The organism is Pseudomonas fluorescens, assembly GCF_001708445.1.
GTDB classification, from domain to species: Bacteria; Pseudomonadota; Gammaproteobacteria; order Pseudomonadales; family Pseudomonadaceae; genus Aquipseudomonas; species Aquipseudomonas gorinensis.
Genome location: NZ_CP015637.1, coordinates 6,273,347 through 6,296,837, shown reverse-complemented (window position 1 = coordinate 6,296,837; position 23,491 = coordinate 6,273,347). Strand labels below are relative to the sequence as shown.

The 23,491-nt window shown below is 60.9% G+C and carries 22 protein-coding genes and 1 other RNA gene; 11 read left to right on the top strand and 12 right to left on the bottom strand.

The window, feature by feature from the left end; genetic code table 11:
- Nucleotides 1-14: 14 nt before the first annotated feature.
- Nucleotides 15-800: a transporter substrate-binding domain-containing protein gene (locus A7317_RS28200; protein WP_069077250.1), complete on the bottom strand. Its 786-nt coding sequence runs from the start codon at nt 798-800 to the stop codon at nt 15-17.
- Nucleotides 801-1,055: 255 nt separating this feature from the next.
- Here A7317_RS28200 and A7317_RS28195 point away from each other — a divergent pair, with 255 nt between their 5' ends.
- From A7317_RS28195 to A7317_RS28170, 6 genes are all read left to right on the top strand, one after another.
- Nucleotides 1,056-1,751, top strand: coding sequence for a FadR/GntR family transcriptional regulator (locus tag A7317_RS28195; RefSeq protein WP_024078020.1), 696 nt, complete (start codon nt 1,056-1,058; stop codon nt 1,749-1,751).
- Between the two features lie 122 nt (nt 1,752-1,873).
- Entirely contained in the window at nt 1,874-2,203 is a 330-nt protein-coding gene (trxA, locus tag A7317_RS28190) for a thioredoxin TrxA (protein ID WP_024078019.1), read from the top strand.
- 234 nt (nt 2,204-2,437) lie between these two features.
- Nucleotides 2,438-3,697: a transcription termination factor Rho gene (gene rho, locus A7317_RS28185; protein WP_017845130.1), complete on the top strand. Its 1,260-nt coding sequence runs from the start codon at nt 2,438-2,440 to the stop codon at nt 3,695-3,697.
- Nucleotides 3,698-3,852: 155 nt separating this feature from the next.
- On the top strand, nt 3,853-5,835 hold the full coding sequence (locus tag A7317_RS28180) for an acyltransferase family protein (protein ID WP_069077249.1): 1,983 nt from the start codon (nt 3,853-3,855) through the stop codon (nt 5,833-5,835).
- Nucleotides 5,836-5,894: 59 nt separating this feature from the next.
- Nucleotides 5,895-7,361 carry a 4-hydroxy-3-polyprenylbenzoate decarboxylase gene (gene ubiD / locus A7317_RS28175; protein WP_024078017.1) on the top strand — a complete coding sequence of 489 codons (1,467 nt, stop codon included), beginning with the start codon at nt 5,895-5,897 and terminating at the stop codon, nt 7,359-7,361.
- Nucleotides 7,361-8,329 carry a CDP-6-deoxy-delta-3,4-glucoseen reductase gene (locus tag A7317_RS28170; RefSeq protein ID WP_024078016.1) on the top strand — a complete coding sequence of 323 codons (969 nt, stop codon included), beginning with the start codon at nt 7,361-7,363 and terminating at the stop codon, nt 8,327-8,329. Before ubiD ends, A7317_RS28170 begins: the two co-directional genes overlap by 1 nt.
- 128 nt (nt 8,330-8,457) lie before the next feature.
- Here A7317_RS28170 and A7317_RS28165 read toward each other — a convergent pair whose 3' ends face one another.
- Nucleotides 8,458-8,940 (bottom strand): hypothetical protein, encoded by a 483-nt coding sequence (locus tag A7317_RS28165; protein WP_024078015.1) that lies wholly within the window; start codon nt 8,938-8,940, stop codon nt 8,458-8,460.
- A gap of 328 nt (nt 8,941-9,268) precedes the next feature.
- Here A7317_RS28165 and A7317_RS28160 point away from each other — a divergent pair, with 328 nt between their 5' ends.
- Both A7317_RS28160 and A7317_RS28155 read left to right on the top strand, forming a co-directional pair.
- Nucleotides 9,269-11,656, top strand: a complete 2,388-nt coding sequence (locus A7317_RS28160; RefSeq protein ID WP_069077248.1) for a TonB-dependent receptor plug domain-containing protein — start codon at nt 9,269-9,271, stop codon at nt 11,654-11,656.
- Between the two features lie 40 nt (nt 11,657-11,696).
- Complete coding sequence (locus A7317_RS28155) at nt 11,697-12,350, top strand: gamma-glutamylcyclotransferase (RefSeq protein ID WP_024078013.1); 654 nt, start codon at nt 11,697-11,699, stop codon at nt 12,348-12,350.
- Here the strand turns inward: A7317_RS28155 and glpT are convergent.
- Both glpT and A7317_RS28145 read right to left on the bottom strand, forming a co-directional pair.
- A complete protein-coding gene (gene glpT, locus A7317_RS28150) occupies nt 12,347-13,684 on the bottom strand; it encodes a glycerol-3-phosphate transporter (protein ID WP_024078012.1) in 1,338 nt (445 codons plus the stop codon). The genes A7317_RS28155 and glpT overlap by 4 nt on opposite strands.
- 295 nt (nt 13,685-13,979) lie before the next feature.
- Nucleotides 13,980-14,957, bottom strand: a complete 978-nt coding sequence (locus tag A7317_RS28145) for an NADPH:quinone oxidoreductase family protein (RefSeq protein WP_069077247.1) — start codon at nt 14,955-14,957, stop codon at nt 13,980-13,982.
- A gap of 150 nt (nt 14,958-15,107) precedes the next feature.
- Between A7317_RS28145 and A7317_RS28140 the strand changes: the two genes are divergently transcribed.
- On the top strand, nt 15,108-15,515 hold the full coding sequence (locus A7317_RS28140; protein WP_024078010.1) for a flagellar basal body-associated protein FliL: 408 nt from the start codon (nt 15,108-15,110) through the stop codon (nt 15,513-15,515).
- 81 nt (nt 15,516-15,596) lie between these two features.
- On the opposite strand, the gene A7317_RS28135 is transcribed toward A7317_RS28140, so the two are convergent.
- The 4 genes from A7317_RS28135 to A7317_RS28120 all read right to left on the bottom strand — a co-directional run bounded on the left by A7317_RS28135 (nt 15,597) and on the right by A7317_RS28120 (nt 21,020).
- Nucleotides 15,597-16,715, bottom strand: a complete 1,119-nt coding sequence (locus A7317_RS28135) for an ABC transporter permease (RefSeq protein WP_024078009.1) — start codon at nt 16,713-16,715, stop codon at nt 15,597-15,599.
- Nucleotides 16,715-19,432: a ribosome-associated ATPase/putative transporter RbbA gene (gene rbbA / locus A7317_RS28130; protein WP_024078008.1), complete on the bottom strand. Its 2,718-nt coding sequence runs from the start codon at nt 19,430-19,432 to the stop codon at nt 16,715-16,717. Before rbbA ends, A7317_RS28135 begins: the two co-directional genes overlap by 1 nt.
- A complete protein-coding gene (locus A7317_RS28125) occupies nt 19,429-20,394 on the bottom strand; it encodes an HlyD family secretion protein (protein WP_024078007.1) in 966 nt (321 codons plus the stop codon). The genes rbbA and A7317_RS28125 overlap by 4 nt, the downstream gene beginning before the upstream one ends.
- A 176-nt stretch (nt 20,395-20,570) precedes the next feature.
- Nucleotides 20,571-21,020: an EVE domain-containing protein gene (locus A7317_RS28120; protein WP_024078006.1), complete on the bottom strand. Its 450-nt coding sequence runs from the start codon at nt 21,018-21,020 to the stop codon at nt 20,571-20,573.
- Nucleotides 21,021-21,215: 195 nt separating this feature from the next.
- Here A7317_RS28120 and A7317_RS30800 point away from each other — a divergent pair, with 195 nt between their 5' ends.
- Nucleotides 21,216-21,365 carry a hypothetical protein gene (locus A7317_RS30800; RefSeq protein WP_024078005.1) on the top strand — a complete coding sequence of 50 codons (150 nt, stop codon included), beginning with the start codon at nt 21,216-21,218 and terminating at the stop codon, nt 21,363-21,365.
- A 7-nt stretch (nt 21,366-21,372) separates the two neighbouring features.
- Here A7317_RS30800 and A7317_RS28115 read toward each other — a convergent pair whose 3' ends face one another.
- The 4 genes from A7317_RS28115 to A7317_RS28100 all read right to left on the bottom strand — a co-directional run bounded on the left by A7317_RS28115 (nt 21,373) and on the right by A7317_RS28100 (nt 22,792).
- Nucleotides 21,373-22,002, bottom strand: coding sequence for a 5-formyltetrahydrofolate cyclo-ligase (locus A7317_RS28115; RefSeq protein WP_024078004.1), 630 nt, complete (start codon nt 22,000-22,002; stop codon nt 21,373-21,375).
- Between the two features lie 57 nt (nt 22,003-22,059).
- A non-coding RNA gene (gene ssrS / locus A7317_RS28110) (6S RNA) lies at nt 22,060-22,238 on the bottom strand.
- Nucleotides 22,239-22,268: 30 nt separating this feature from the next.
- Nucleotides 22,269-22,586: a cell division protein ZapA gene (locus tag A7317_RS28105; protein WP_010207385.1), complete on the bottom strand. Its 318-nt coding sequence runs from the start codon at nt 22,584-22,586 to the stop codon at nt 22,269-22,271.
- The gene (locus A7317_RS28100) at nt 22,583-22,792 is read right to left on the bottom strand and encodes a TIGR02449 family protein (RefSeq protein ID WP_003177365.1); all 210 of its coding nucleotides are present in this window, start codon (nt 22,790-22,792) and stop codon (nt 22,583-22,585) included. The genes A7317_RS28105 and A7317_RS28100 overlap by 4 nt, the downstream gene beginning before the upstream one ends.
- A gap of 138 nt (nt 22,793-22,930) precedes the next feature.
- On the opposite strand from A7317_RS28100, the gene A7317_RS28095 reads away from it, so the two are divergent.
- The gene (locus A7317_RS28095; protein WP_021492630.1) at nt 22,931-23,488 is read left to right on the top strand and encodes a YecA family protein; all 558 of its coding nucleotides are present in this window, start codon (nt 22,931-22,933) and stop codon (nt 23,486-23,488) included.
- Nucleotides 23,489-23,491: the final 3 nt, after the last annotated feature.

The following is a 23,491-nucleotide window of genomic DNA, read 5'->3' as shown; positions in this document are numbered from 1 at the left end:
CAATCAGCTCCGCTTCAGAGGTCAGCAGGCAGTGGTTCTTTGAGCCACTGCATCGCGTTCTTTTCCAGGCTGCCGTCCGCCTTGGCCGCGACCAGGATCTGGTTGACCTTCTCCAGCAACGCCGGCTCGTTCTTGTTCACGCCCACGTACACCGGCGAATCCTTGAGCTTCACTTTCAGCGCGGGCACGCGTTTCGGGTTGCGCTCGCTGATCGCTACCATCACCACGTTGCCGCTTGCGATCAGGTCGACTTGGCCGGCCAGGTAGGCGGCGATGGTCGAGTTGTTATCTTCGAAGCGCTTGATGGTTGCCTCTTTGGGGGCGACGGCGGTCAGCTCGATGTCTTCGATGGCGCCACGAGTAACGCTGATGGTCTTGCCCTTGAGGTCGTTAGTGCTGGCGATGGGGGCGTCAGGCGGGCCAAACACCGCCAGGTAGAAGGGGGCGTAGGCCTTGGAGAAGTCGATGACCTTTTCACGCTCGGGGTTCTTGCCCAGGCTGGAGATCACCAGGTCGACCTTGCCGGTGGTGAGGAACGGAATGCGGTTGGTGCTGTTGACCGGCGTCAGTTCCAGCTTGACCTTGAGTTGGTCGGCCAGCAGCTTGGCGGTGTCGATATCCAGGCCGCGTGGTTTCATGTCGGGGCCGACCGAACCGAATGGCGGGAAGTCCTGGGGCACGGCGACCTTGAGGGTGCCACGGGCGACGATGTCGTCCAGACCGTTGGCCTGGGCGGGTGCCTGGCTCAGCATCAGGCTGGCAAACAGGGCAGTGAGCAGGGCGCTGTAGCGCTTGGTCATGGCAACTCTCCGAGAAGGGCGAAGGGAATTTCTGGATTTGCCCAGTGCACAGCCCATGCCATGACCGTCGCAATGGCCTGCAACGCTCGGATTTGTTGAGTTTAAGTGGTCTTACTGGTCTGAACAGTTGGCAGGCATTTCGCACCCTTTTCGGGCGTCGACAAAACCTGGCGAGCCCCTTTGGGGCGTAGCTTGCCGCCGGCTGCGAATAGCTTTACAACTAGCCGCTCAGTTGTCTGGAACCTTGAGTTTTTTATGAATTCCATCGCCCAAGCCGTACCGGAAGCGGCCCTGCAGGCCATCCGTAAACTGATCAAGGAGCAGGGCTTCGGGCCGGGTGATGCATTGCCATCCCAGCGCGACTTGGCAGTGCAGTTGGGCGTGAGCCGGGCGTCTTTGCGCGAGGCATTGTCGTCCCTCAGTGCTTTGGGCGTAGTCAGTGTGCAGCCAGGCAAGGGCGTGTTTGTGCAGGAGGTACAAGAGTCGCCGGGATTTGCCTGGCCCTTCGCGGCCCAGGCCACGCCGCTGGATATCTTCCAGTTGCGCTACGCGCTGGAGGGGTTTGCGGCGGGTTTGGCGGCAGTGACATTGACCCTCGATGAGCTGGATAGCCTTGAAGACAATGTCGAGGCCATGCGCAAAGTGCTCAAGGCCGGTGACTTCGAAGCTGCCGCCCGACTGGACTTCGAATTTCACCAGCGCATCCTCCTGGCCAGCGGCAATCAGGCGATGGTGAGCATACTCAGCGCCAGCGCCGAGGTGTTTCTGGAGAGCCAGAAACTACCGTTCATCCGGCCGGAGCGGGCCATGGAAACCTGGCAGGAGCACCGTCGAATCCTGCGTGCCCTGGCACGTCGCGCCAGTGCAGCGGCACAAAAAACCATGCAGGAACACGTGCGCAACGCGGCATTGCGTACTGGCATTGCCTTTGTGACTCCCGTAACGCCCTGAGTTGGGCCCATACCCAAACTCATGCACCACCATAGCAAGACTCAATCAGAGACGGCTTCCTGAACGGGGGAAGGGCAGCTATGATGGGCAACGTTTTTTTTGCTTACAATCCGGAGACATCCATGAGCAGCGATCTTATCAAGCACGTCACCGACGCGACCTTTGAGGCCGAAGTACTCAAGGCTGCTGGCCCGGTGCTGGTTGACTACTGGGCTGAATGGTGCGGCCCTTGCAAAATGATCGCTCCAGTCCTGGACGACATTGCGACCACCTACGAAGGCAAGCTGACCATTGCCAAGCTGAACATCGACGACAACCAGGAAACCCCGGCCAAGCACGGCGTGCGTGGTATCCCGACCCTGATGCTGTTCAAGGACGGCAACATCGAAGCGACCAAAGTAGGCGCGCTGTCGAAGTCCCAGTTGCAAGCTTTCCTCGACGCGCACATCTAAGCGTCAGCAAAAAGCCCCGCAAATCGCGGGGCTTTTTCGTGAAACAGGGCTAGACGCTCCGAAACTCAGGTGGTACATTCGGCCCCGCACTGGTTTCTCCACTGCCCCCTGCAAGCCGTCGCCGACGCATTCCTTTCGATTAGTACGCGATCCTGTCGCCTTCTCTGCGGCGCGGCCTCATTAAGCCAAAAGCTTAATTTCCCCCCCCTCCATAAATGATTACGTCATTCCTATATGAATCTGACTGAACTCAAGCAAAAGCCGATTACCGAACTGCTCGAATTGGCCGAACAGATGGGCATAGAAAATATGGCCCGTTCGCGCAAGCAGGACGTGATTTTCTCCCTGCTGAAAAAGCACGCGAAAAGCGGCGAGGAAATCTCCGGTGATGGCGTGCTGGAGATTCTCCAGGACGGCTTCGGCTTCCTCCGCTCTGCAGACGCCTCCTATCTCGCCGGCCCAGACGATATCTATGTCTCGCCGAGCCAGATCCGTCGCTTCAACTTGCGCACCGGTGACACCATCGTTGGCAAGATCCGCCCTCCGAAGGAAGGCGAGCGTTATTTCGCCCTGCTCAAGGTCGACACGATCAACTTCGATCGTCCCGAGAACGCGAAAAACAAGATTCTCTTCGAGAACCTGACCCCGCTGTTCCCGACCGTGCGCATGAAGATGGAAGCCGGCAACGGTTCCACCGAAGACCTGACCGGTCGAGTCATCGACCTGTGCGCTCCCATCGGCAAGGGCCAGCGTGGCCTGATCGTCGCACCGCCGAAAGCCGGTAAGACCATCATGCTGCAGAACATTGCAGCGAACATCGCACGTAACAACCCTGAAGTTCACCTGATCGTATTGCTGATCGATGAGCGTCCGGAAGAAGTTACCGAAATGCAGCGCACCGTGCGCGGCGAAGTGGTTGCCTCGACGTTCGATGAGCCGCCAACCCGCCACGTGCAGGTTGCCGAAATGGTGATCGAGAAGGCCAAGCGCCTGGTCGAACACAAGAAGGACGTGGTGATCCTGCTCGACTCCATCACCCGTCTGGCTCGCGCCTACAACACCGTGATCCCGAGCTCCGGCAAGGTATTGACCGGTGGTGTCGATGCCCACGCCCTGGAGAAACCGAAGCGTTTCTTCGGCGCCGCGCGGAACATCGAAGAAGGCGGCTCGCTGACCATTATCGCCACCGCGCTGGTTGAAACCGGCTCGAAGATGGATGAAGTGATCTACGAAGAGTTCAAGGGTACCGGCAACATGGAATTGCCCCTGGACCGTCGCATCGCGGAAAAACGCGTGTTCCCGGCGATCAACATCAACCGCTCCGGCACCCGCCGCGAAGAGTTGCTGACCGCCGACGACGAACTGCAGCGCATGTGGATCCTGCGTAAGCTGCTGCACCCAATGGACGAAGTTGCGGCCATTGAGTTCTTGATCGACAAGCTGAAAACCACCAAGACCAACGACGAGTTCTTCCTGTCGATGAAACGTAAGTAATACGACGTTTCAGGTCCGTAAGAATGGCGCCCTCCGGGGCGCCATTTTTTTTGTGTCGAAAAAGGGAGGTTTGAGCGCGTCAAGTGTCAGTTAAGAAACAAAAAAGTGAGCGAGGCTACGCTCATCCCCATTCGTATCTGGCTGACTCTAGATTTATGACCTCTCTTGCTTACCGAAGAGACATTGATGGCCTACGTGCTGTCGCTGTCCTTGCAGTCGTACTGTTCCACTTTGGCGTTCCAGGCGTTACTGGCGGCTTTGTGGGGGTAGACGTTTTTTTTGTGATTTCCGGCTTTTTGATTACTTCGATCATCTGGCGCGAACGCCAGGCCGGGCGTTTCAGTTTCGTCGACTTCTGGGCTCGCCGCGCCCGGCGTATCCTGCCGGCGTTGTTCGTGATGATGGCCGCGACACTGGCAGTGGGTTGGTTCCTGTTGGCACCCAAGGACTACGAAGAGCTGGGACGGTCGGCGCACTACCAGGTGATATTCACCTCCAACCTGCTCTTTTCACGCCAGCACGGTTATTTCGACGCCTCCTCTGACATCAAGCCATTGCTGCACACTTGGTCGCTGGCGGTGGAGGAGCAGTTCTACATCCTCTTCCCGTTGTTGCTGACCCTGCTTTCCAGCCGCTTGAAACACTGGCGCCTGGCCTTGTTCGTGGTGTTGCTGGTGTCGTTTGGCCTGAGCGTCTGGGCCGTCGACCATCAACCGCAAAAAGCCTTCTTCCTGCTACACCTCAGGGCCTGGGAACTGCTGGCGGGTGCGATGCTGGCGGTGATGCCCAAGCGTGACTGGCGCGCTTCACCGGCACTCGCCCAGGGGGTCAGTCTGGTGTCCATGGCGTTGATCCTGATTGCCATATTCGCTTTCGATGCGTCCACGCCATTCCCCGGTGCCGCCGCTTTGCTGCCGGTGCTGGGTGTGGTTGGTTTGATCTGGGCCAATGGGCAGCGGCAAACCTGGGTCGGGCGGTTGCTCAGTTCGCGGTTGATGGTGGGCCTGGGGCTGATTTCTTATTCCTGGTACCTGTGGCATTGGCCGGTGTTCGTGTACGCCAACTATGCCGCGGTTGATGGCTTGGGCGCGCTTGATCTGACCGGGTTGTTATTGCTGAGCCTGGTGCTGGGTTATGTGTCCTGGCGCTTCGTGGAGGCGCCGTTTCGGGAAAAGCGCTTGCTGGCTGGGCGCAAGGCGATCCTGGCCGCTGCCGGGGCTGGCATCCTGTGCCTGGGCTTGACGGGCCTTGCGGTGCGCGAAGCCGATGGCGTGCCTTCACGCTTGTCCGAACAGGCGTTGCGGTATGCCCAGGCTAAGAAATGGAGCCCGGAACTCATGGCCTGCCTGGCGGACAAGGACACGCCCGATGAGCGACTGTTCTGCCACTTTGGCCCCAAAAGTCTGTCGGTGTCCGCGCTGGTGTGGGGCGATAGCCATGCCACCGCGTTGATTCCGGCGCTTGAGGATGGGGCCAAGCGCCACGACATCAGCCTGGTACAGGCCAGCTTCGCCGGTTGCGTGCCCTTGGACGGTCTGGAGAATATTTCTCGGTGTGCGCATTTCAATCGCCGCGTCGAGAAGGCCTTGGCCGATCAGTCGTTCAGTGATGTGGTACTGGCGGCGCGCTGGAGCCTGTACCTCTATGGGCAAATGTCGGGCGACAAGGAGCACGCGCTCAAGGACCCGAGCACCGGTGAGTACGTGCGCGCCGTGGCCGAACAACGCTTCGCCGAGGGCCTGCGCGAGCGCATCAAGGGGTTGCGCGCCGCCGGGCATCGCGTGTGGTTGGTCAAGGAAGTCCCGCTGCAGCAAATCATCGTGCCTTACCGCCTCAGTCGCCTGGCCATGATGCACCGCCCGGTGGAGGGAGAAGGGCTTGCGGTGGAGGAGCATGAGCGGCGCCAGGCTTTTATCACCCAGCTATTCGACGAGTTGGCGGCTGCCGACAGTGGCGTGGCGGTACTGGACCCGGCGCCCCTGCTGTGTGGCGTCGACGGTCTATGTCGGGTCGAACTCAATGGTCGCGCGCTGTACACCGATGATAATCACCTCTCCGAGGTCGGTGCGCGGCACATCGAAGCCTTTCTGGAGCCACTGTTCAGTTCGCTGCAATCACGGGGGCTGACGGCCAATTAAGCTGCCAGCCGCGGTCAGAGCAGGTAGGATGTACGCCTATTTTACGGGTGGCATGGTTAATGAAATTCAAGGATCTTCGGGATTTCGTGCAGCAACTTGAGCAGCGCGGAGAGTTGAAACGTATCCAGGTACCGGTTTCCCCGGTGCTGGAAATGACTGAGATTTGCGACCGTACCCTGCGTAACAAGGGCCCGGCGCTGCTGTTCGAGAACCCGACCGGCTTTGATATCCCGGTGCTCGGCAACCTGTTCGGCACCCCCGACCGCGTGGCCTTTGGCATGGGCGCCGAATCGGTCAGCGAATTGCGCGAGATCGGCAAGCTGCTGGCATTCCTCAAGGAGCCCGAGCCTCCCAAGGGCTTGAAGGATGCCTGGTCGAAGCTGCCGATTTTCCGCAAGATCATTGCCATGGCGCCCAAGGTGGTCAAGGACGCGGTGTGCCAGGAAGTGGTCATCGAGGGTGATGACGTCGACCTGGGCATGTTGCCGGTGCAGACCTGCTGGCCCGGCGACGTCGGCCCGCTGATCACCTGGGGCCTGACCGTCACCAAGGGCCCGAACAAGGATCGCCAGAACCTCGGCATCTACCGTCAGCAAGTGATCGGCCGCAACAAAGTGATCATGCGTTGGCTGAGCCACCGCGGCGGTGCCCTCGATTTCCGTGAGTGGTGTGAAAAGCACCCGGGCAAGCCGTTCCCGGTTTCCGTGGCGCTGGGTGCCGACCCGGCGACCATCCTCGGCGCCGTGACGCCGGTACCGGACAGCCTGTCCGAATACGCATTCGCCGGCCTGCTGCGCGGCAACCGCACTGAGCTGGTGAAGTGCCGTGGCAACGACCTGCAAGTACCGGCCACCGCCGAAATCATCCTCGAAGGCGTGATTCACCCCGGTGAAATGGCCGATGAGGGCCCTTACGGTGACCACACCGGTTACTACAACGAAGTCGACAGCTTCCCAGTGTTTACCGTTGAACGCATTACCCATCGAATCAAGCCGATCTACCACAGCACCTACACTGGCCGACCACCGGATGAGCCGGCGATCCTCGGCGTGGCGCTCAACGAAGTGTTCGTGCCGATCCTGCAAAAGCAATTCCCGGAGATCACCGACTTCTACCTGCCGCCGGAAGGCTGTTCGTACCGCATGGCCATTGTCACCATGAAGAAGTCGTACCCAGGCCATGCCAAGCGGGTCATGCTGGGTGTGTGGTCGTTTTTGCGACAGTTCATGTACACCAAGTTCGTTATTGTCACCGACGACGACATCAACGCCCGTGACTGGAACGACGTGATCTGGGCCATCACCACGCGCATGGACCCCAAGCGCGATACGGTGATGATCGACAATACGCCGATCGACTACCTTGACTTCGCCTCGCCGGTGTCGGGGCTGGGGTCGAAGATGGGCCTGGATGCCACCCATAAGTGGCCGGGTGAAACCACCCGCGAGTGGGGGCGGGTGATCGTCAAGGATGAAGCCGTGACGGCGCGTGTCGATGCGATCTGGAAAGAATTGGGAATAGATTGATGCGTGTAACCCTGCAACCTTCCGGTGCGGTACTGGAGTTGGTCCCTGGCGAGCGAATTCTCGAAGGCGCCCGCCGCCTGGGCTACGAGTGCCCGCAAGCCTGTCGCAACGGCGTGTGCCACGTGTGTGCGGCGCTCCTGGTGGAAGGCCGCGTGCAGCAGGCCGGCGAGGTGCGCGACCATGGTGAGTTCTATACCTGCATCGCCGAGCCACTGGAAGATTGTGTGGTGTTGTGGGATGGCGTGCTAGCACCGGGTGAGTTACCGCTGCGCAAGTTGGCGTGCCAGTTGAGCGAGTGCGTGGAGGTCGGTGGCGATGTGTGGCGCGTGCGCCTGCGCGCCCCGGCCGGCAAGGCAGTGCGTTACCACGCTGGGCAATACCTGATGATCGAGCGGGAGAACGGCGAGAAGTCGGCGTTTTCCCTGGCCTCCGCGCCCCATGCCGGGCGCGACCTGGAATTGCACGTGCTGGCCCGTGAGGACAGCGCGCGCAACCTGCTGGAGCAGTTGCAGCGCAACCGGATGGCTCGCATTGAGCTGCCGTTTGGCGACACCCACCTGGCTGAGCTGCCAGACGGGCCGCTGGTATTGATCGCCGCCGGCACCGGCATGGCGCAGATGCACAGCCTGATCGAGCATTGCCGCGCCTCGGGCTTCAAGCACCCGGTGCACCTGTATTGGGGCGTGCGTCGTCCGGAAGACTTCTACGAGATCGAGCATTGGGATCAATGGGCTCAACTGCCCAACCTGTTCCTGCACAAAGTCGTCAGCGACCTGTGTGGCTGGCAGGGTCGCTGCGGGCTGTTGCATGAGGCTGTGTGCGAGGACATTGCCGACCTGAAGGCGGTGCATGTCTACGCCAGCGGTTCGCCGGCGATGATCTACGGGACCTTGGACGCACTGGTGGAGGCCGGCATGGATGCGCACCAGATGCGCGCCGACGTATTCGCCTACGCCCCGCGGCCCTGACGCGATCAAACGGTGGGAGGGGCGGTGCGACGATTCGACGTGCTCCCATAGCGGTGTATCAGTCCAAATGAGCTGGCTGGCACTTCCCTATCGGGAGCAAGCCACCCGCCACAATGGTTTGTGCCGGCTCAGAATCGTACTCCGGTCGTCACCATCGCCGCGTTGAACCCCAGCAATACCAGTTCCGCCGCCACCGGCCCGTAATGGGCGCCCACGGACGGAATGATCACCGGCGCCACGCCAAAACGGTTCAACGGGATCTTGTCGCGATATTCGCCGCGATAACCCTGGATCGCCCCGCCTGTCAGTTTCACATACACCGGATACTCAGCCATGTCATAGCGCTTGCCCGCGTAGACGTAGTACGAGCGCTGGCTGAACGAGTTGCGAAACGTCGCGCCGCCATATACCAGGCCTGACGGCTCATTGCGTTCCAGCCCGATCAAGTCTTGCTGGTTATTGTGGTCCGGGTCCGGCGCGAAGTGGCGGGTGTAGACACTGGTCTGCGCATACCAGAAGCCATCGTCGTCATTGGCGGGCGGCGCTTCGGCAGCGAGGGCCGTGGCGGCCTGGGCCAGGAACAGCAGGCCGGGCAGTCGATATTTTTTCATGGAGGCGACCTCGATAGTCGGTGTGAGAGGCGGCTAAGTGGGTCGTGATGTGCACGCTATTTTGACGGCTTGACGTGCGCCCAGGCTGAACCGGGGCTGAAAGTAGCGGGATTGCTGCCCTGAATCCTGACGAAAGGGCGGGGGGCTTATACTTTTGCTTATTCTTTTAAGGTATTTAATTTATTTGATAGATATCTTTAAGCTATATATCAACGGACTACCGAACGACAGACACTAACCAATCACTGACCGCCACCGCCCGCCAGCCGGATCGATCGTACGCACTCAGCGCAATGAAGTTCTGAGTGTTGATTCCAAGGGGAGCGGTATGGGGAGCTACAAGAAACACGCGCTGTACTCAGCGATTTTGTCGGCCAATTTGCTGACCGCTGTGGGATTCAATCCAGTCCAGGCGGCTGAAACGCCTGCCGACGATGTACCCAAACTCGACACGGTGATCGTCACCGGTACCCGTGCCCAGGAGCGCACGGCCAGCGCTTCACTGTCGCCTATCGATGTGATTTCCGGCGAGACCCTACGCAGTACCGGCTCCGATGAGCTGGGGGCGGTGCTGGCGCGCCTGATTCCGTCGATCAACTTCCCTCGCCCAAGCCTGGTGGACGGTGCCGAGCTGGTACGACCTGCACAGTTGCGCGGCCTGTCGCCGGACCAGGTGCTGGTGCTGGTCAACGGCAAGCGCCGCCACACCAGTGCGTTCGTCAACCTGGGCGGTGCGGTAGGGCGTGGTTCGGCCCCGGCGGATTTGAATGCGATCCCGCTGTCGGCGGTGGATCATATCGAAGTGCTGCGTGACGGCGCTTCCGCGCGCTACGGCTCCGATGCCATCGCGGGTGTGATCAACGTGATCCTCAAGCACGCTGACCATGGCGGCTCGATCTCCACCAAGTTTGGCGAATACAAGAAGGGCGATGGCATCCAGCGCAATATCAGCGGCAACACTGGCCTGGCTTTGGGTGACAACGGCTTTATCAACCTCTCGGCCGAAGGTGCCGACAACGACTACACCAACCGCGCCGGGGATGATTTCCGGCCGGGCAGCGTGGGTTCCACCACCTACGGCCAGCGCGTGTTCCGACAAGGCGAGCCTGCGACCAATGAAGGCAAATTGCAGTTCAACTCCGAATATTCCTTCAACGATGCGGCCGAGTTCTACTCTTTCGGCGGTTACAGCAAGCGACGCGGCGAGACGGCAGCGTTCTACCGGGCGAGCAATGCGTCCAACAACATCCCGGCGCTCAACCCCAACGGCTACCTGCCGCTGATCAAAGGCGACCTGGAGGACACCTCACTGGTGGTGGGCCTGCGCGGCTTGCTGGCCTACGACTGGCATTACGACTTCTCGGCCAATTACGGCAAGAACCAGTACGCGCTGAGCACCGAAACCATCAACACCTCCCTGGGCCTGGCCACGCCGCGCAAGTTCGATAACGGCACGTTGAGCAACGACCAGAAGCAAATCAGCCTGGACCTGTCTCGCGAGTTCGACGTGGGTTGGCTGCCTTACCCGGTGTCCGTGGCGTTTGGTGGTGAATACTTGCACCAGGGGTATGAAATCGAGGCGGGAGAGCCCGCCTCTTATTACCAGACCGGCAGCTCGGGGTTAGGTGGCTTTCGTGATGCTGATGCGGGCACCAGCACACGGCATAACTGGGCACAGTACCTGGACCTGGAAACCAACTTCACCGAAAAACTCAGTGCCTCGGCTGCCGTGCGCCATGAGGACTACAGCGACTTTGGCTCCAATGTCAGCGGCTCGCTGTCAGCGCGTTACGACTTCACCCCGCAAGTCGCTGTGCGCGGCAGTATTTCCAATGGTTTCCGCGCACCGTCCCTGGCCCAGCAGAACTTTGCCTACACCTCCTCGCAGTTGATCGGCAGTACGATCCAGGAAGCCGGCACCTTCCCGGCCAACAGCCAGGTCGCCCGTCTGCTCGGTGCCGAAGACCTCAAGGCCGAGAAATCGCGCAACTACAGCCTCGGCCTGGTACTGGAACCGGCCGATGACTTGACCGTGACGCTGGACGTGTACCGCATCGATATCCGTGACCGCATCAGCCTTTCGTCCAACCTGAACCTCAACCCGGCGGCGATTGCTTACCTGCAGGCCAATGGCGTGGGCAATATCAACTACACCAGTGCGCGGTACTTCACCAATGCCACCGACACCAGCACCGACGGCGTCGACCTGGTGGCCAACTATCGCTATCGACTCGATAACGGCATCCGCTGGAACAGCACCGTGGGCTACAACTACAACCACACCAAGGTCACCGACGTGAAAGCCAACCCGGCCGTCCTCGATAGCCTGGGGGTGAACCTGCTGCGGGTGGACCGTCGCGAGCGCATCGGTTTGCTCGGCGACACCACGCCCCAGCACAAACTGAGCCTGGGTAACGACTTCACCTTCGGCCGGTGGGCGTTGCACAGCAACCTGGTGCGCTATGGTGAATTCACCAGTTACCAGGCCGACAAGGTCAACGACCAGACCTTCAAGGCGGCCTGGGTGCTCGACCTGTCGGTGGACTACAAGCTGAAGAACTGGACCTTCACCCTGGGCGGCGACAACGTTACGGATAAATACCCGGAGAAGGTCAACGCCTTCGCCAGCAGTGGTGGGAATTTGGCCTATAGCACTTTTTCGCCATACGGTTACAGCGGCGCGTTCTATTACGGTAAAGTTGCTTACAACTGGTAACAGCTTTTCGCAGCAACACAGGAGACCTAAGCGATCCGCCATGACCGTTATTGAAACCGATCTTTTGCAATTGGCTTACCCTCCGCGGCTCGATCTGGGGCCGCAACTCACTCACGAACAGTTGATGAGCTCAATGCAGGCCACCATGGCCAGGCATAAGGGTGGGCCGGTCTGGTTATTCGCTTATGGTTCGCTGATCTGGCGCCCTGAGTGCTCCTCGACCGAGCGCGTGCGGGCACGGGTCCACGGTTATCACCGGGGCCTGTACCTGTGGTCCCACGAGCATCGGGGTACACCGGAACTACCAGGGTTGGTGTTCGGGCTGGATCGGGGCGGTTCGTGCAGCGGGTTTGCCTATCGCCTGCCGGAAGATCAGCTGGAGGCCTCGCTTTATGCCCTGTGGCAGCGCGAGATGCCATACCCCTCCTACCGGCCGCACTGGCTCAGTTGCCGCCTGGAAGATGGCAGCCAGGTACAGGCGTTAGGGTTTGTCTTGGAGCGGCATTTACCCAGCTACGCCGGCAACTTGCCCGATATCGTGCTCAATCACGTATTGCAAAGCGCTTGCGGGCGTTACGGCACTACGCGCGATTATGTCGAGCAGACCGTCAACGCCCTGCGTAGCCACGCCATGCCAGACAAGAATCTGGAGGCGCGGCTCAAGCGTTGTGCCAAGGATTGCTCAGGTGATTAACGCGCCGAGCTGACACTGTTGGTGTGCCATAAGGTTGGGATCAGGAAGGCGATGGCCAGCAGGCACGCGCCGATCAACAGCACGAAGCCACCGTCCCAGCCGAAATGGTCCACCGTGTAGCCCATGGCCGCGCTCGCCGCCACCGAACCGCCCAGGTAACCGAACAGGCCGGTGAAGCCCGCTGCCGTACCGGCGGCTTTCTTCGGCGCCAGTTCCAGCGCCTGCAGGCCGATCAGCATCACCGGGCCGTAGATCAGGAAGCCGATGGAGAACAGCGCGATCATATCGACCATCGGGTTGCCCGGCGGGTTGAGCCAGTAGACCAGGGTGGCCAAGGTTACCAACGTCATGAACACGATGCCGGTCAGGCCTCGGTTACCGCGGAAAATCTTGTCCGACATCCAGCCGCACAGCAGCGTGCCTGGAATACCGGCCCATTCGTAGAAGAAGTACGCCCAGGACGACTTGTCGACCGTGAAGTGCTTGGCTTCTTTCAAGTAGGTTGGCGCCCAGTCCAGTACGCCATAGCGCAGGAGGTAGACGAACACGTTGGCGAAGGCGATGTACCACAGCATTTTGTTGCGCAGCACGTACTTGACGAAGATTTCCTTGGCGCTGAATTCGTCTTCGTGGCTGGCGTCGTAGCCTTCCGGGTAGTCGTTCTTGTACTGCTCGATCGGCGGCAGGCCAACCGATTGCGGGGTGTCGCGCATGGTGATGAAGGCAAACGCCGCCACCAGCAACGCTACGGTTGCCGGCACATAGAACGCCGCATGCCAGTCGTTGAACCAGGCCATGCCCAACAGGAACAGCGGGCCGATCAGGCCTCCGCCGACGTTATGCGCGACGTTCCAGACCGAGACTACGCGGCCGCGTTCTTTTTGCGACCACCAGTGCACCATGGTGCGTCCGCTTGGCGGCCAGCCCATGCCCTGGGCCCAGCCATTGATGAACAGCAGAATGAACATCATGGTCACGCTGGACGTTGCCCAAGGTGCGAAACCGAAAATGAACATCACCCCCGCCGATACCAGCAGGCCGAAGGGCAGGAAGTAGCGCGGGTTGGAGCGGTCGGATACCAGGCCCATCAGGAACTTGGACAAGCCGTAGGCAATCGCGATGGCCGACATTGCCAGGCCCAGTTCGCCACGGGTGTAACCCTCGTCGATCAGGTAAGGCATGGCCAGGGAGAAGTTCTTGCGCAGCAGGTAGTACCCGGCGTATCCGAAGAAAATACCGGCGAAGATCTGCCAGCGCAGTCGTCGGTAGGTACTGTCTATTTTTTCTTCAGGCAGGGGTGCCTGGTGCGCGGCAGGACGAAAAAAAGCAAACATTCAAGAGCTCCAGATTTCTTGTTTTGACTGCGGATGCGAATGTTACAGTTTCGTTACCGAAAATAGCATCGCGTCTTATGTGCAAACACAAGAAAACAGAGCAAGCGCGTGTTCTCTTACGAACATGTCGATAATCGATACGTGGTGGTCGTTTAGCGCTTCTCAGACCAATGCAGAGCAAATGTGGGAGGGGGGCTTGCCCCCGATGGCGGTGACTCAGTCAACAGTTGCATCAACTGACCCACAGCAATCGGGGGCAAGCCCCCTCCCACACTGATCGCATTTCACGTGGCTATCAGCGGGTCTGGACGACGACCTTGCCGACCGCCTTGCGCTGGCCGAGATCATTGATCGCCTGTGCGGCTTGTTCCAGCGGATACACCTGCGACACCAGCGGCTTGAGCTTGCCCTCGGCGTACCAGGCAAACAACTGGTGGAAGTTCGCCGCATTATCCTGCGGCTGGCGCTGGGCGAACGAGCCCCAGAACACCCCAACCACCGCCGCACCTTTGAGCAGCGCCAGGTTCACCGGTAGCTCGGGAATGCGCCCACTGGCAAACCCCACTACCAGCAGGCGGCCGTTCCAGGCGATTGCGCGGATGGCCTGGTCAAACAGGTCGCCACCCACCGGGTCGTAGATCACATCGGCGCCGTTGCCATCGGTCAGGCGCTTGATCTCGTCTTTCAGGCTGGCTTCGCTGTAATTGATCAGTTCATCGGCGCCGGCCGCCTTGGCCACCGCGAGCTTGTCGGCGCTGCTGGCGGCGGCGATCACGCGCGCGCCCATGGCCTTGCCAATTTCCACGGCGGCCAGGCCCACGCCACCGGAGGCGCCGAGCACCAGCAGGGTTTCGCCAGGTTGCAGGTTGGCCCGTTGTTTCAGGGCGTGCATCGACGTGCCGTAGGTCATGCTGAACGCGGCTGCGGTGTTGAAGTCCATGCTCGGCGGGATCGGCAGCACGTTATAGCCGGGTACGGCGACCTGTTCGGCAAAGCTGCCCCAGCCTGTCAGCGCCATGACCCGGTCGCCGACCTTCAGGTGGCTGACCTTTTCGCCCACTTCACTGACCACCCCCGCCGCTTCGCCGCCCGGCGAGAACGGGAAAGGCGGCTTGAACTGGTACTTGCCCTCAATGATCAAGGTATCCGGGAAGTTGACCCCGGCCGCGTGCACGTCCAGCAGGATTTCGTTCTTCTTGATCGCCGGGCTGGGGATCTCTTCCAGCACCAGGGTTTCGGCAGGGCCGAAGGCTTTGCACAGCACAGCTTTCATCGGACTATTCCTTTTGGCGTCGTGGCCGATAAGTGTAGGAGGGTACGCCCGGGGGTCAACGAGCATGCCCTGGCCTGATAAGTCGCCATAAGCTTGTGCTCAGCCTTGCTAGCGTTATGCTACCTGGCAATCGAATGTGAGGAATGAACTGTGAAAGCGTGGATCCCGTTGATGCTGGCCCTGACCTTGCCGATGGCAGCCCAGGCCGAAGAAGCCAAAGAAGGTGAGGCACCGAAGGTCAGCTATATCAGCCTGACTCCGCCGTTCGTGGGCAACTATGGCCTGGATGGCACGGCAAAGCTCAAGGTGTACAAGGCCGACATCGCCCTGCGCGTCACCGGCCCCGAAGCGGCGGCGCTGGTCAAATCCAACGATGCATTGATTCGCAACCAGTTGGTGGCACTGTTCACCCAGCAGACCAACGAGACCATGAGCAGTGTCGAAGGCAAGGAAAAGCTGCGCCAGGAAGCACTCAAGCAAACCCAGCAAGTGATGAGCGACGAAACCGGCAAACCGGTGGTGGAAGACCTGCTGTTCAATAACCTCATCATCCAGTAACTGTGGCGATCGGGCTTACTGTGGCGAGCGGGCTGACCACAACAAGAAGCCCGTTTGCCACAACAAGCCCGCTCGCCACGCTCAGGAGGCCAGGCTTTTCCTGAACCGCGCCAACGCCACGGCAAAGAACAGCAGGCCGATCCCTGCCAGCGCCAGCAGGTCCGGCCACACCACGCTAGCGCCCGCATCGCGGAACAGGATCGCTGCGCTCAGGCTCACAAAGTGCGTCGACGGCGAAGCCTGCATCACCCACTGCAACCACTCGGGCATGCTGTCCAGCGGGGTACTGCCGCCGGAAAGCAGCAGCATCGGGATGATCACCGGGATCGCCAGCAAGCCGAACTGAGGCGTCGAGCGGGCGAGGGTGGCGAGGAAGATGCCCAGGGCCGTGCTGGCAAACAGGTACAGCGCGGTCACGAACAGAAATAACGCCAGCGAGCCGGCCAGCGGTACGCCGAGCAAGCCCTTGACCACCACTTCCAGGGATAGCCAGGTACACAGCACGACCACCAGCATGTTGCTCCAGATTTTCGCCAGCATGATTTCCAGTGCTGTCAGCGGCAGTACCAGCAAGTGGTCGAGGGTGCCGTGTTCACGCTCGCGCAGCAGGGCGGTGCCGGTGAGCACGATGGCGAGGATGGTGATGTTGTTGACGATCTGGATCACCGCCAGGAACCAGCCACCCTCCAGGTTGGTATTGAACAGCGCCCGGGTGGTCAGTTGCGCTGGCGCTTTCGCGGCGCTATCCGCCTGGCCGCTGTAGGTGAGCAACTCGCGCTGGAAAATCCGGCCGATGTAGCCGGCGCCCATAAAGGCCTGGCTCATCGCCGTGGCGTCGACGTTCACCTGTACGGCGGGCTGTCGACCGGCCAACAGGTCGGCCTGGAAGTTCGCCGGTACGTTGATCACGAAGGTGTACTGGCCGCTGTCCATGACCTTGTCCAACTGGTCGTACGCCAACGGTGCGGGTGGCTGGAACTCGGGCGGTTGCAGCGCTTCGGCCATCTGTCGCGAGAGCGGGCTGTGGTCTTCGTCGACAAATGCCACGCTGGCATGGTGCACCCCAATTACCGAGCCCGCGGCGGGCATATAGATCGCCACCGTGAAGGCGTAGAACAGAAACAGCAGCAACACACTGTCGTGGCGCAGGCTGGTCAGCTCCTTGATCCCCAGGCGCAGGATATGCGCAAACTTGTGCATCAGGCCTCCTGCTTCTTGAGCATGATCAGGCTCAGTCCGGTAAAACCGAGGAAAAATCCGAACAGCGCCAGGCACTGTGGCCACAACTGGCGCAAGTCCAGGGCCTTGGTGAAGGTGCCCACCGCAATATCGAGAAAGTGCCCCGCCGGAAACAGCATGCCCATCACCGCCGCCGCGCCCTCCAGGGACGAGCGCGGCACGATCAGCCCGGAGAACTGGATGGTCGGCAGGCTGGTGATGATCATGGTGCCAAGGATCGCCGCGATCTGGGTGCGCGTGAATGCGGAAATCAGCAGGCCCATGCTGGTGGTGGCGAGCACGTACAGCAGGCCGCCAAACGCCAGGGTCAGGGCGCTGCCCTTGAACGGCACGCCGAACAGCCAGCGGTTCATCGCCACCAGTACAGCCAGGTTCACCAGGCTCACTGCCAGGTAGGGCGCCTGTTTGCCCAGCAAAAACTCCAGGCGGGTCAGGGGCGTGGCATAGAAGTTGGTGATCGAGCCCAGCTCCTTCTCGCGCACGATGCCCAGGGCCGTCAGCATGGCCGGTATAAAGGCCAGGATCAGCGCCATGACGCCCGGGCCGATGGCATTTACGCTGACCACGTCCTGGTTATAGCGGAAGCGGGTTTCCAACTTGGCGGCAGCTTGTGTGTTCGAGGGCGAACTGCTCAGTTCGGCCAGTTGTTCAAGGTTGCCCTGGTGCACGGCCTCGACATAGTTGCGGCTGGTTTCCGCGCGAAACGGCATGCCGCCGTCGAGCCACGCGGCCACGGTGGGCTGGCGACCGGCGTAAAGATCACGACCAAAGCCCGGCGGGATTTCCAGCGCCAGTTTGATTTCCGAGCGTTGCAGGCGCCGGTGCAGTTCGTTGGCATCCTGGATTGGCGTTTGCTCGGCGAAATAGCGCGAGCTGCGAAAGGCTTCCAGGTAGGCACGGCTTTGCGGGGTCTGGTCCTGGTCGTAGACGGCGAAGGCGAGGTTTTCCACATCCAGGGAAATGCCGTAGCCGAAGATCACCATCATGAACATCGCCCCGAGCAGGGCGAAGGCCATGCGCACCTTGTCGCGCAAGAGTTCCTTGCCTTCGCGACTGGCCACGGCCAGTAGGCGCGCCAGGCTGAACCCGCGCTTGCTCACAGGCGGTGCAGTGGTTTCGCTGACGGTGGCGGTAGGCGCCGTCGGTTCCGGTTCGCCCTGGGCTTGCTCCAGGCACGTGACAAACGCGGCTTCAAGGGTGTCGCCGCGGAACTGCTGTTGCAGCGCGTCGGGCGTGTCGCAGGCCAGCACCTTGCCCGCATGCATCAGGGAGATGCGGTCGCAGCGCTGGGCTTCGTTCATAAAGTGAGTGGACAGGAAGATCGTCACCCCCTGTTCGCGCGATAGCTCGATCAGCAACCGCCAGAAATCATCCCGCGCCGCTGGGTCTACGCCTGAGGTCGGTTCATCGAGGATCAGCACCTCGGGGCGATGCAGCACCGCCACGGCCAGCGACAACCGTTGGCGCAGGCCAAGGGGCAGTTCACCGGACGGCTGCTCGGCGACTTCGCCCAGGTCGAAGCGCTGGATCAGTTCGTCGATCCGCGCGCCACTGTCGGCCTTGGGCAAGTCGAACAACTGCGCATGCAACACCAGGTTCTGGCGCACGCTGAGTTCGCCATACAGTGAGAAGCTCTGCGACATGAAGCCCACGCGCTTGCGGGTGGCCAGGTCCTTGGCGTTCACCGGGTTGCCCAGCAACGTGGCACTGCCTTCGGTGGCCGGCATCAGGCCGGTGAGGACCTTCATGGTGGTGGTCTTGCCGCAACCGTTTGAACCGAGGAAACCGAAGATCTCGCCCCGGCCAATAGCGAAGCTGACCTTGTTGACTGCCGTGAAGTCGCCGAAGCGCAGGGTCAGGTCGTGGGCTTCGATGGCGATATCGGTGTTGGCGCTTGCTCTGGGCGGGATCACCAGTGGCTGGTTGTTGTGGGCGCTGTCGCCCTGGAAGTGGGTGAAGGCTTCATCCAGTTTTCCGCTGGGTGTGGCCGCCGCCAGTTCGCTGCTAAGCCCGTTGGCGATCAGTTTGCCGCGATCGAGCATCAGGCAATGTTCGAACTGCTCGGCCTCCTCCATGTAGGCCGTGGCCACCAGCAGGGTCAGTTGCGGGCGCTCGGCACGTACGGTATCGACCAGTTCCCAGAAGCGTCTACGCGACAGCGGGTCGACGCCAGTGGTGGGCTCGTCAAGGATCAGCAGGTCCGGGTCGTGGATCAGTGCGCAGCACAGGCCGAGCTTCTGTTTCATCCCGCCCGAGAGTTTGCCGGCCGGGCGCTCGGCGAAACGGGCGAGGTCGGTGGCCAGCAGCAGGTTGTGCATGCGCTGGTCGCAGTCGGCTTTCGACAGGCCAAACAGCGTGGCGAAGAAGCGGATGTTTTCGCTGATGGACAACTCGGGGTACAGGTTGCCGCCCAGGCCCTGGGGCATAAAGGCGATACGCGGGTACAGGCTGTTGCGATGGCGGCGGTCGGCGATGGAGCCGCCGAGCACCTCCAGTTGGCCTTCCTGAAGGTGTTTAACCCCGGCGATCAAGCCCAGCAGGCTCGACTTGCCCGCGCCATCCGGGCCTATCAGCCCGCATCGCGTACCGGCGGGCAGGCTGAAGGCGATGTCGATCAGCGCCTGTTGCTTGCCATAGCGGTGCTGAACACCTGTGGCGTGCAGCGCCAGGTCGGTCATTTCAGGTTGGCCGGCCAGTCGATGTCAGCCGTACGCACATAGCCGGCACCGGGCATGCCGGGCTTGGCCTGCGGCACGGCGCTGGGTTGGGTCAGGCGCAGTTTGACGCGGAATACCAGTTTCTGGCGTTCGTCGCGGGTTTCCACTTCCTTGGGCGTGAATTGCGATTTGGCCGCGACAAAGCTGATTTTGGCCGGCAGCGGTTGGTCGGGGAGTGCATCGAGGAGGATGCGTGCATCGCTGCCGACGGTCAGCCGGCCGGTCACAGAGGCGGGCAAGTAGAGGTTCATGTATTGATCTTGGGGGTCGATCAGCAGCAACACGCGCCCACCGGCGGCGAGCACTTCGCCCGGTTCAGCCAGGCGTAGCTGGATAATGCCGTCGATGGGCGCGCGCAGGCTGCTGTCATCGATTTCGCTGGTGAGTTGCGCCACCTGGGCTTCGGCGGCGCCGATGGCCGCCTTGACCGAATTGACCTGGGCTTGGGCCGCGACTACGGCCGCATTGCCGGTATTCTGGCGAGCCTGCTGCTGGTCGATCAACTGGCTGCTGGCAAAGCCGCGCGCGTATAGCTCCTGCGTACGCTTGAGCTCCTGATGGGCCAACAGTTGCTCGCTTTGGCGCAGTTGCACATTGGCTTCGGCAGCGGCGAAGTTTTCCTTGGCGCGCAGCACCTCGGCTTCAGCCTGGGCGCGCTGGGCCTCCAGGGTGCGGGTGTCCATGCGCGCCAGCAGTTGGCCCTTGAGCACCTTGTCGCCTTCATCCACGCGCACTTCGGCGAGGCGCCCGGGTATCTTGGCGGCAATCTGCACCTCAGTGGATTCCAGGCGACCGTTGCCCATGCTCAAGCCTTCGGGCAGGCGGTCCTGGGTGGATTTCCAGTAACCGAAGCCGCCGGCGGCGAGCAGCAACACAATCAGGAGCGAGGCAAACAGCTGGGAGGTGCGATGGTTCGTCGACATGAATGCATCCTGCGGCGTTAGCGTCCTAGTTTGACCGGCCTCGCCTCAGAAGGCGTTGATACCGATCAAATGAACTGAAGGAGCGAGCTGGCTCGCGAAAAATGTAAACGATAACGCGACCAGCCTGGAAGGTCGCGGTGAAGCTGCGCTCTTCGCGAGCAAGCTGGCTCCAGCCGTCAGCGTAGCGCCAAGACCGCGGCCCATTGCTCGGCGGTAACCGGCATCACCGAGAGACGGCTGCCTTTTTGCACCAGAGGCAGCTCGGCTAGGGCGGCTTGCTGCTTCAGGTACCCCAGGCCCAGTACGCAGGGGAACGTCTCGACATGGGCCACGTTGATCGCGCTCCATGGATTTTTCTCCGGGCTGGCCTTGGCGTCGAAATAGTGGTTGTCCGGCTCCAGTGCGGTCGGGTCCGGGTAGGCGGCCTCGACGATGGTGCCGATGCCGGCAATACCAGGCTCGGGGCAGCTGGAGTGATAGAAGAAAAATTGGTCACCCACCGCCATCGCCCTCAGAAAGTTGCGCGCCTGATAATTGCGCACCCCATCCCAGCGGGCTTCGCCAAGCGTTTCCAGGCCTTTGATGGAGAGTTCGTCGGGCTCGGATTTCATCAGCCAATAGGCCATTTGGGGGCTCCTGAAAAAGGCGTTGGGCAAGTTGTCAGGCAATTCCATGACAAACCGACAGTCGGTTGACGCCAAGGTTTGCGTGTTGGTTCACGTTAACGCAGAATGCCGGGATTTTAAGCTTGACGCAGCTGCAACGGACTACTTTGGAACGTTGTTGTCATCGTGTACGAGATGCCTGAAGGGGGGCAATCGATGCAACGTAAACCGGATTTACTATGGATATTGGTGATTTTGTTTGGTCTGGGCGTCGTGACCACCGGGTATGCGCAAAGCTTGTGGTCGAACAAGACCGATGCACCCGTTGAACTGGCTCAGCAGCAGCCTAAACCGTTCAAGCGCTGACCCTTATTCAAGGCGCCGCTGACTCCAGTGGCGTCTCTGCGATATACCAATACTTGTCAGTGACCGTGCCCGCCAGCGGCACATCCCAACTCGCCTGCGCCAACCGATCGACCTTCTGACACTCATGGGCCAGCCCCAGCAGCGTCGGCTTGCGCCAGCTTTGGCGGCGAGCGAGGTAGGCCAGGCTGCGGTCATAAAACCCACCGCCCATGCCCAGGCGCCCCCCCGCGTCGTCGAACCCCACCAGCGGGAGCAACACCAGGTCCAGCGCCCACACCTTGCGCTGGCGGCAGGCGTTTATCCGGGGTTCGAGAATGCGAAACCGATTGGGCAGCAGTTTTTCCCCTGGGTCCACGCGTTGGAAGACCATCTTGGTTCTCGGCCAGGCGCTGAGTACTGGCAGGTAGGTGGCCTTGCCCCGGCGCTGGGCCGCGCGCAGCAGCAGGCGCGGATCGATTTCACCGTCCGTCGGCAGGTATAGAGAAATATGTTTGGCCCGGCGAAACAGCGGGTGCTGTGCCAGTTGCCGATACAAGCCAAGGGCCGCCCGGCGCTGCTCGCTGGGGGTGAGCGCACGGCGGGCCTTGCGCAACATGCGTCGAAGGTGCGGACGGGAAAGCGGCGCAGGTTCGGTCATGGTTTTCGGCTCATAAAACAATGCCAGTCCTTAAGACTGGCATTGAGTTTGGGAATCAGGCTCCCCGACAGAACCGCTGTCGACTAAGCCCTTGAACCCGAAAGTTCAAGGTGGAAGAAGCAGTAGGCTTTAAGGCTTTCCGTCTAGCGGACATGCACACCAGCCCAACGTGCAACTTCCAGGGTAGTGCGAATCGGCTCCGGGACATCGCCGACTGGCAAGCACGCCAGGGAGTGGGGCGAGTATACCTTAAACAGTCGCGGCAATCAGCCCTTGGGTGCGTCTGAGTCGCTGGAGAGCACCAGATCAACGCGTTCGAGCAGGTCACGCACCTGTTCGCGCGTTGAGCCGCTGGCCTGTACGTCAGGACGTTCCTGCTTGTGCAGCAGATCGTGGGTGATGTTCAGCGCGGCCATCACGGCGATGCGGTCGGCGCCGATGACTTTGCCGCTGCTGCGGATTTCACGCATCTTGCCATCCAGGTAGCGGGCAGCGCTCACCAGGTTGCTGCGTTCTTCCTGGGGGCAAATGATCGAATACTCTTTGTCGAGGATCTGCACGGTAACGCTATTGCTTGAACTCATGAGTCTTGCTCCAGGGCCTTCAGGCGCGAAATCATCGATTCGACCTTACGCCGGGCGATTTCGTTTTTTTCAATGAGGTGAGCGCGTTCCTCGCGCCAGGTCTTTTCCTGAGCTAATAGGAGTCCGTTTTGGCTCTTTAGTTGCTCGACCCGATCAATTAGCAATTCGAGTCTGGCCATCAGCGCTTGCAGGTCGGTGTCTTCCATTGGGTTCCACTGGATTTGTCTGATGAATGGCAACTGCAGGATAAACGATCTGACGCCCTCGATAGTCTTGGTACGTCTGCCGGTGCTAGGATACAGCGCTCCATTCTAGACATTGCGCCGTCTGGCGCCTAGCTCACCATGCCCATTCAGAACTCCCCGTACGATGCTTTTTCCAAACTGCTGAGCACCAGCGGTCATCCTTGCTCGCCTGCCGAACTGCACGGCGTGTTGCTCGGCCGCAGTTGCACCGGCGTTGGCTTTGATGCCGACAACTGGCTGGCCGATGTGGCCGAGCTGCTGGAAACCGAACCGACCGACAACGTGCGTAACGCGCTGATCGGCCTGCAAGAGATGGTCAAGGGCGAGCTGACCGGTGATGACGTCACCGTGGTCCTGCTGCTGCCGACCGACGATGCACCGCTCGCCGAACGCGCCGCCGCACTGGGCCAATGGTGCCAGGGCTTCCTCCACGGTTTCGGCGTGAACGCCGGTGGCCTGGAGCTGAGCACCGATGCCAAGGAAGTGTTGCAGGACCTGGCGGCCATCTCCCAGGTGCAAGACGCCCTGGAAGAGTCCGAAGACGGCGAAGGCGACTACATGGAAGTCATGGAATACCTGCGCGTCGCACCGTTGCTGCTGTTCACCGAGACCAAGAAGTCCGCTGAGCCGGCTGCCCCCAAGCCTTCGCTGCACTGAGAA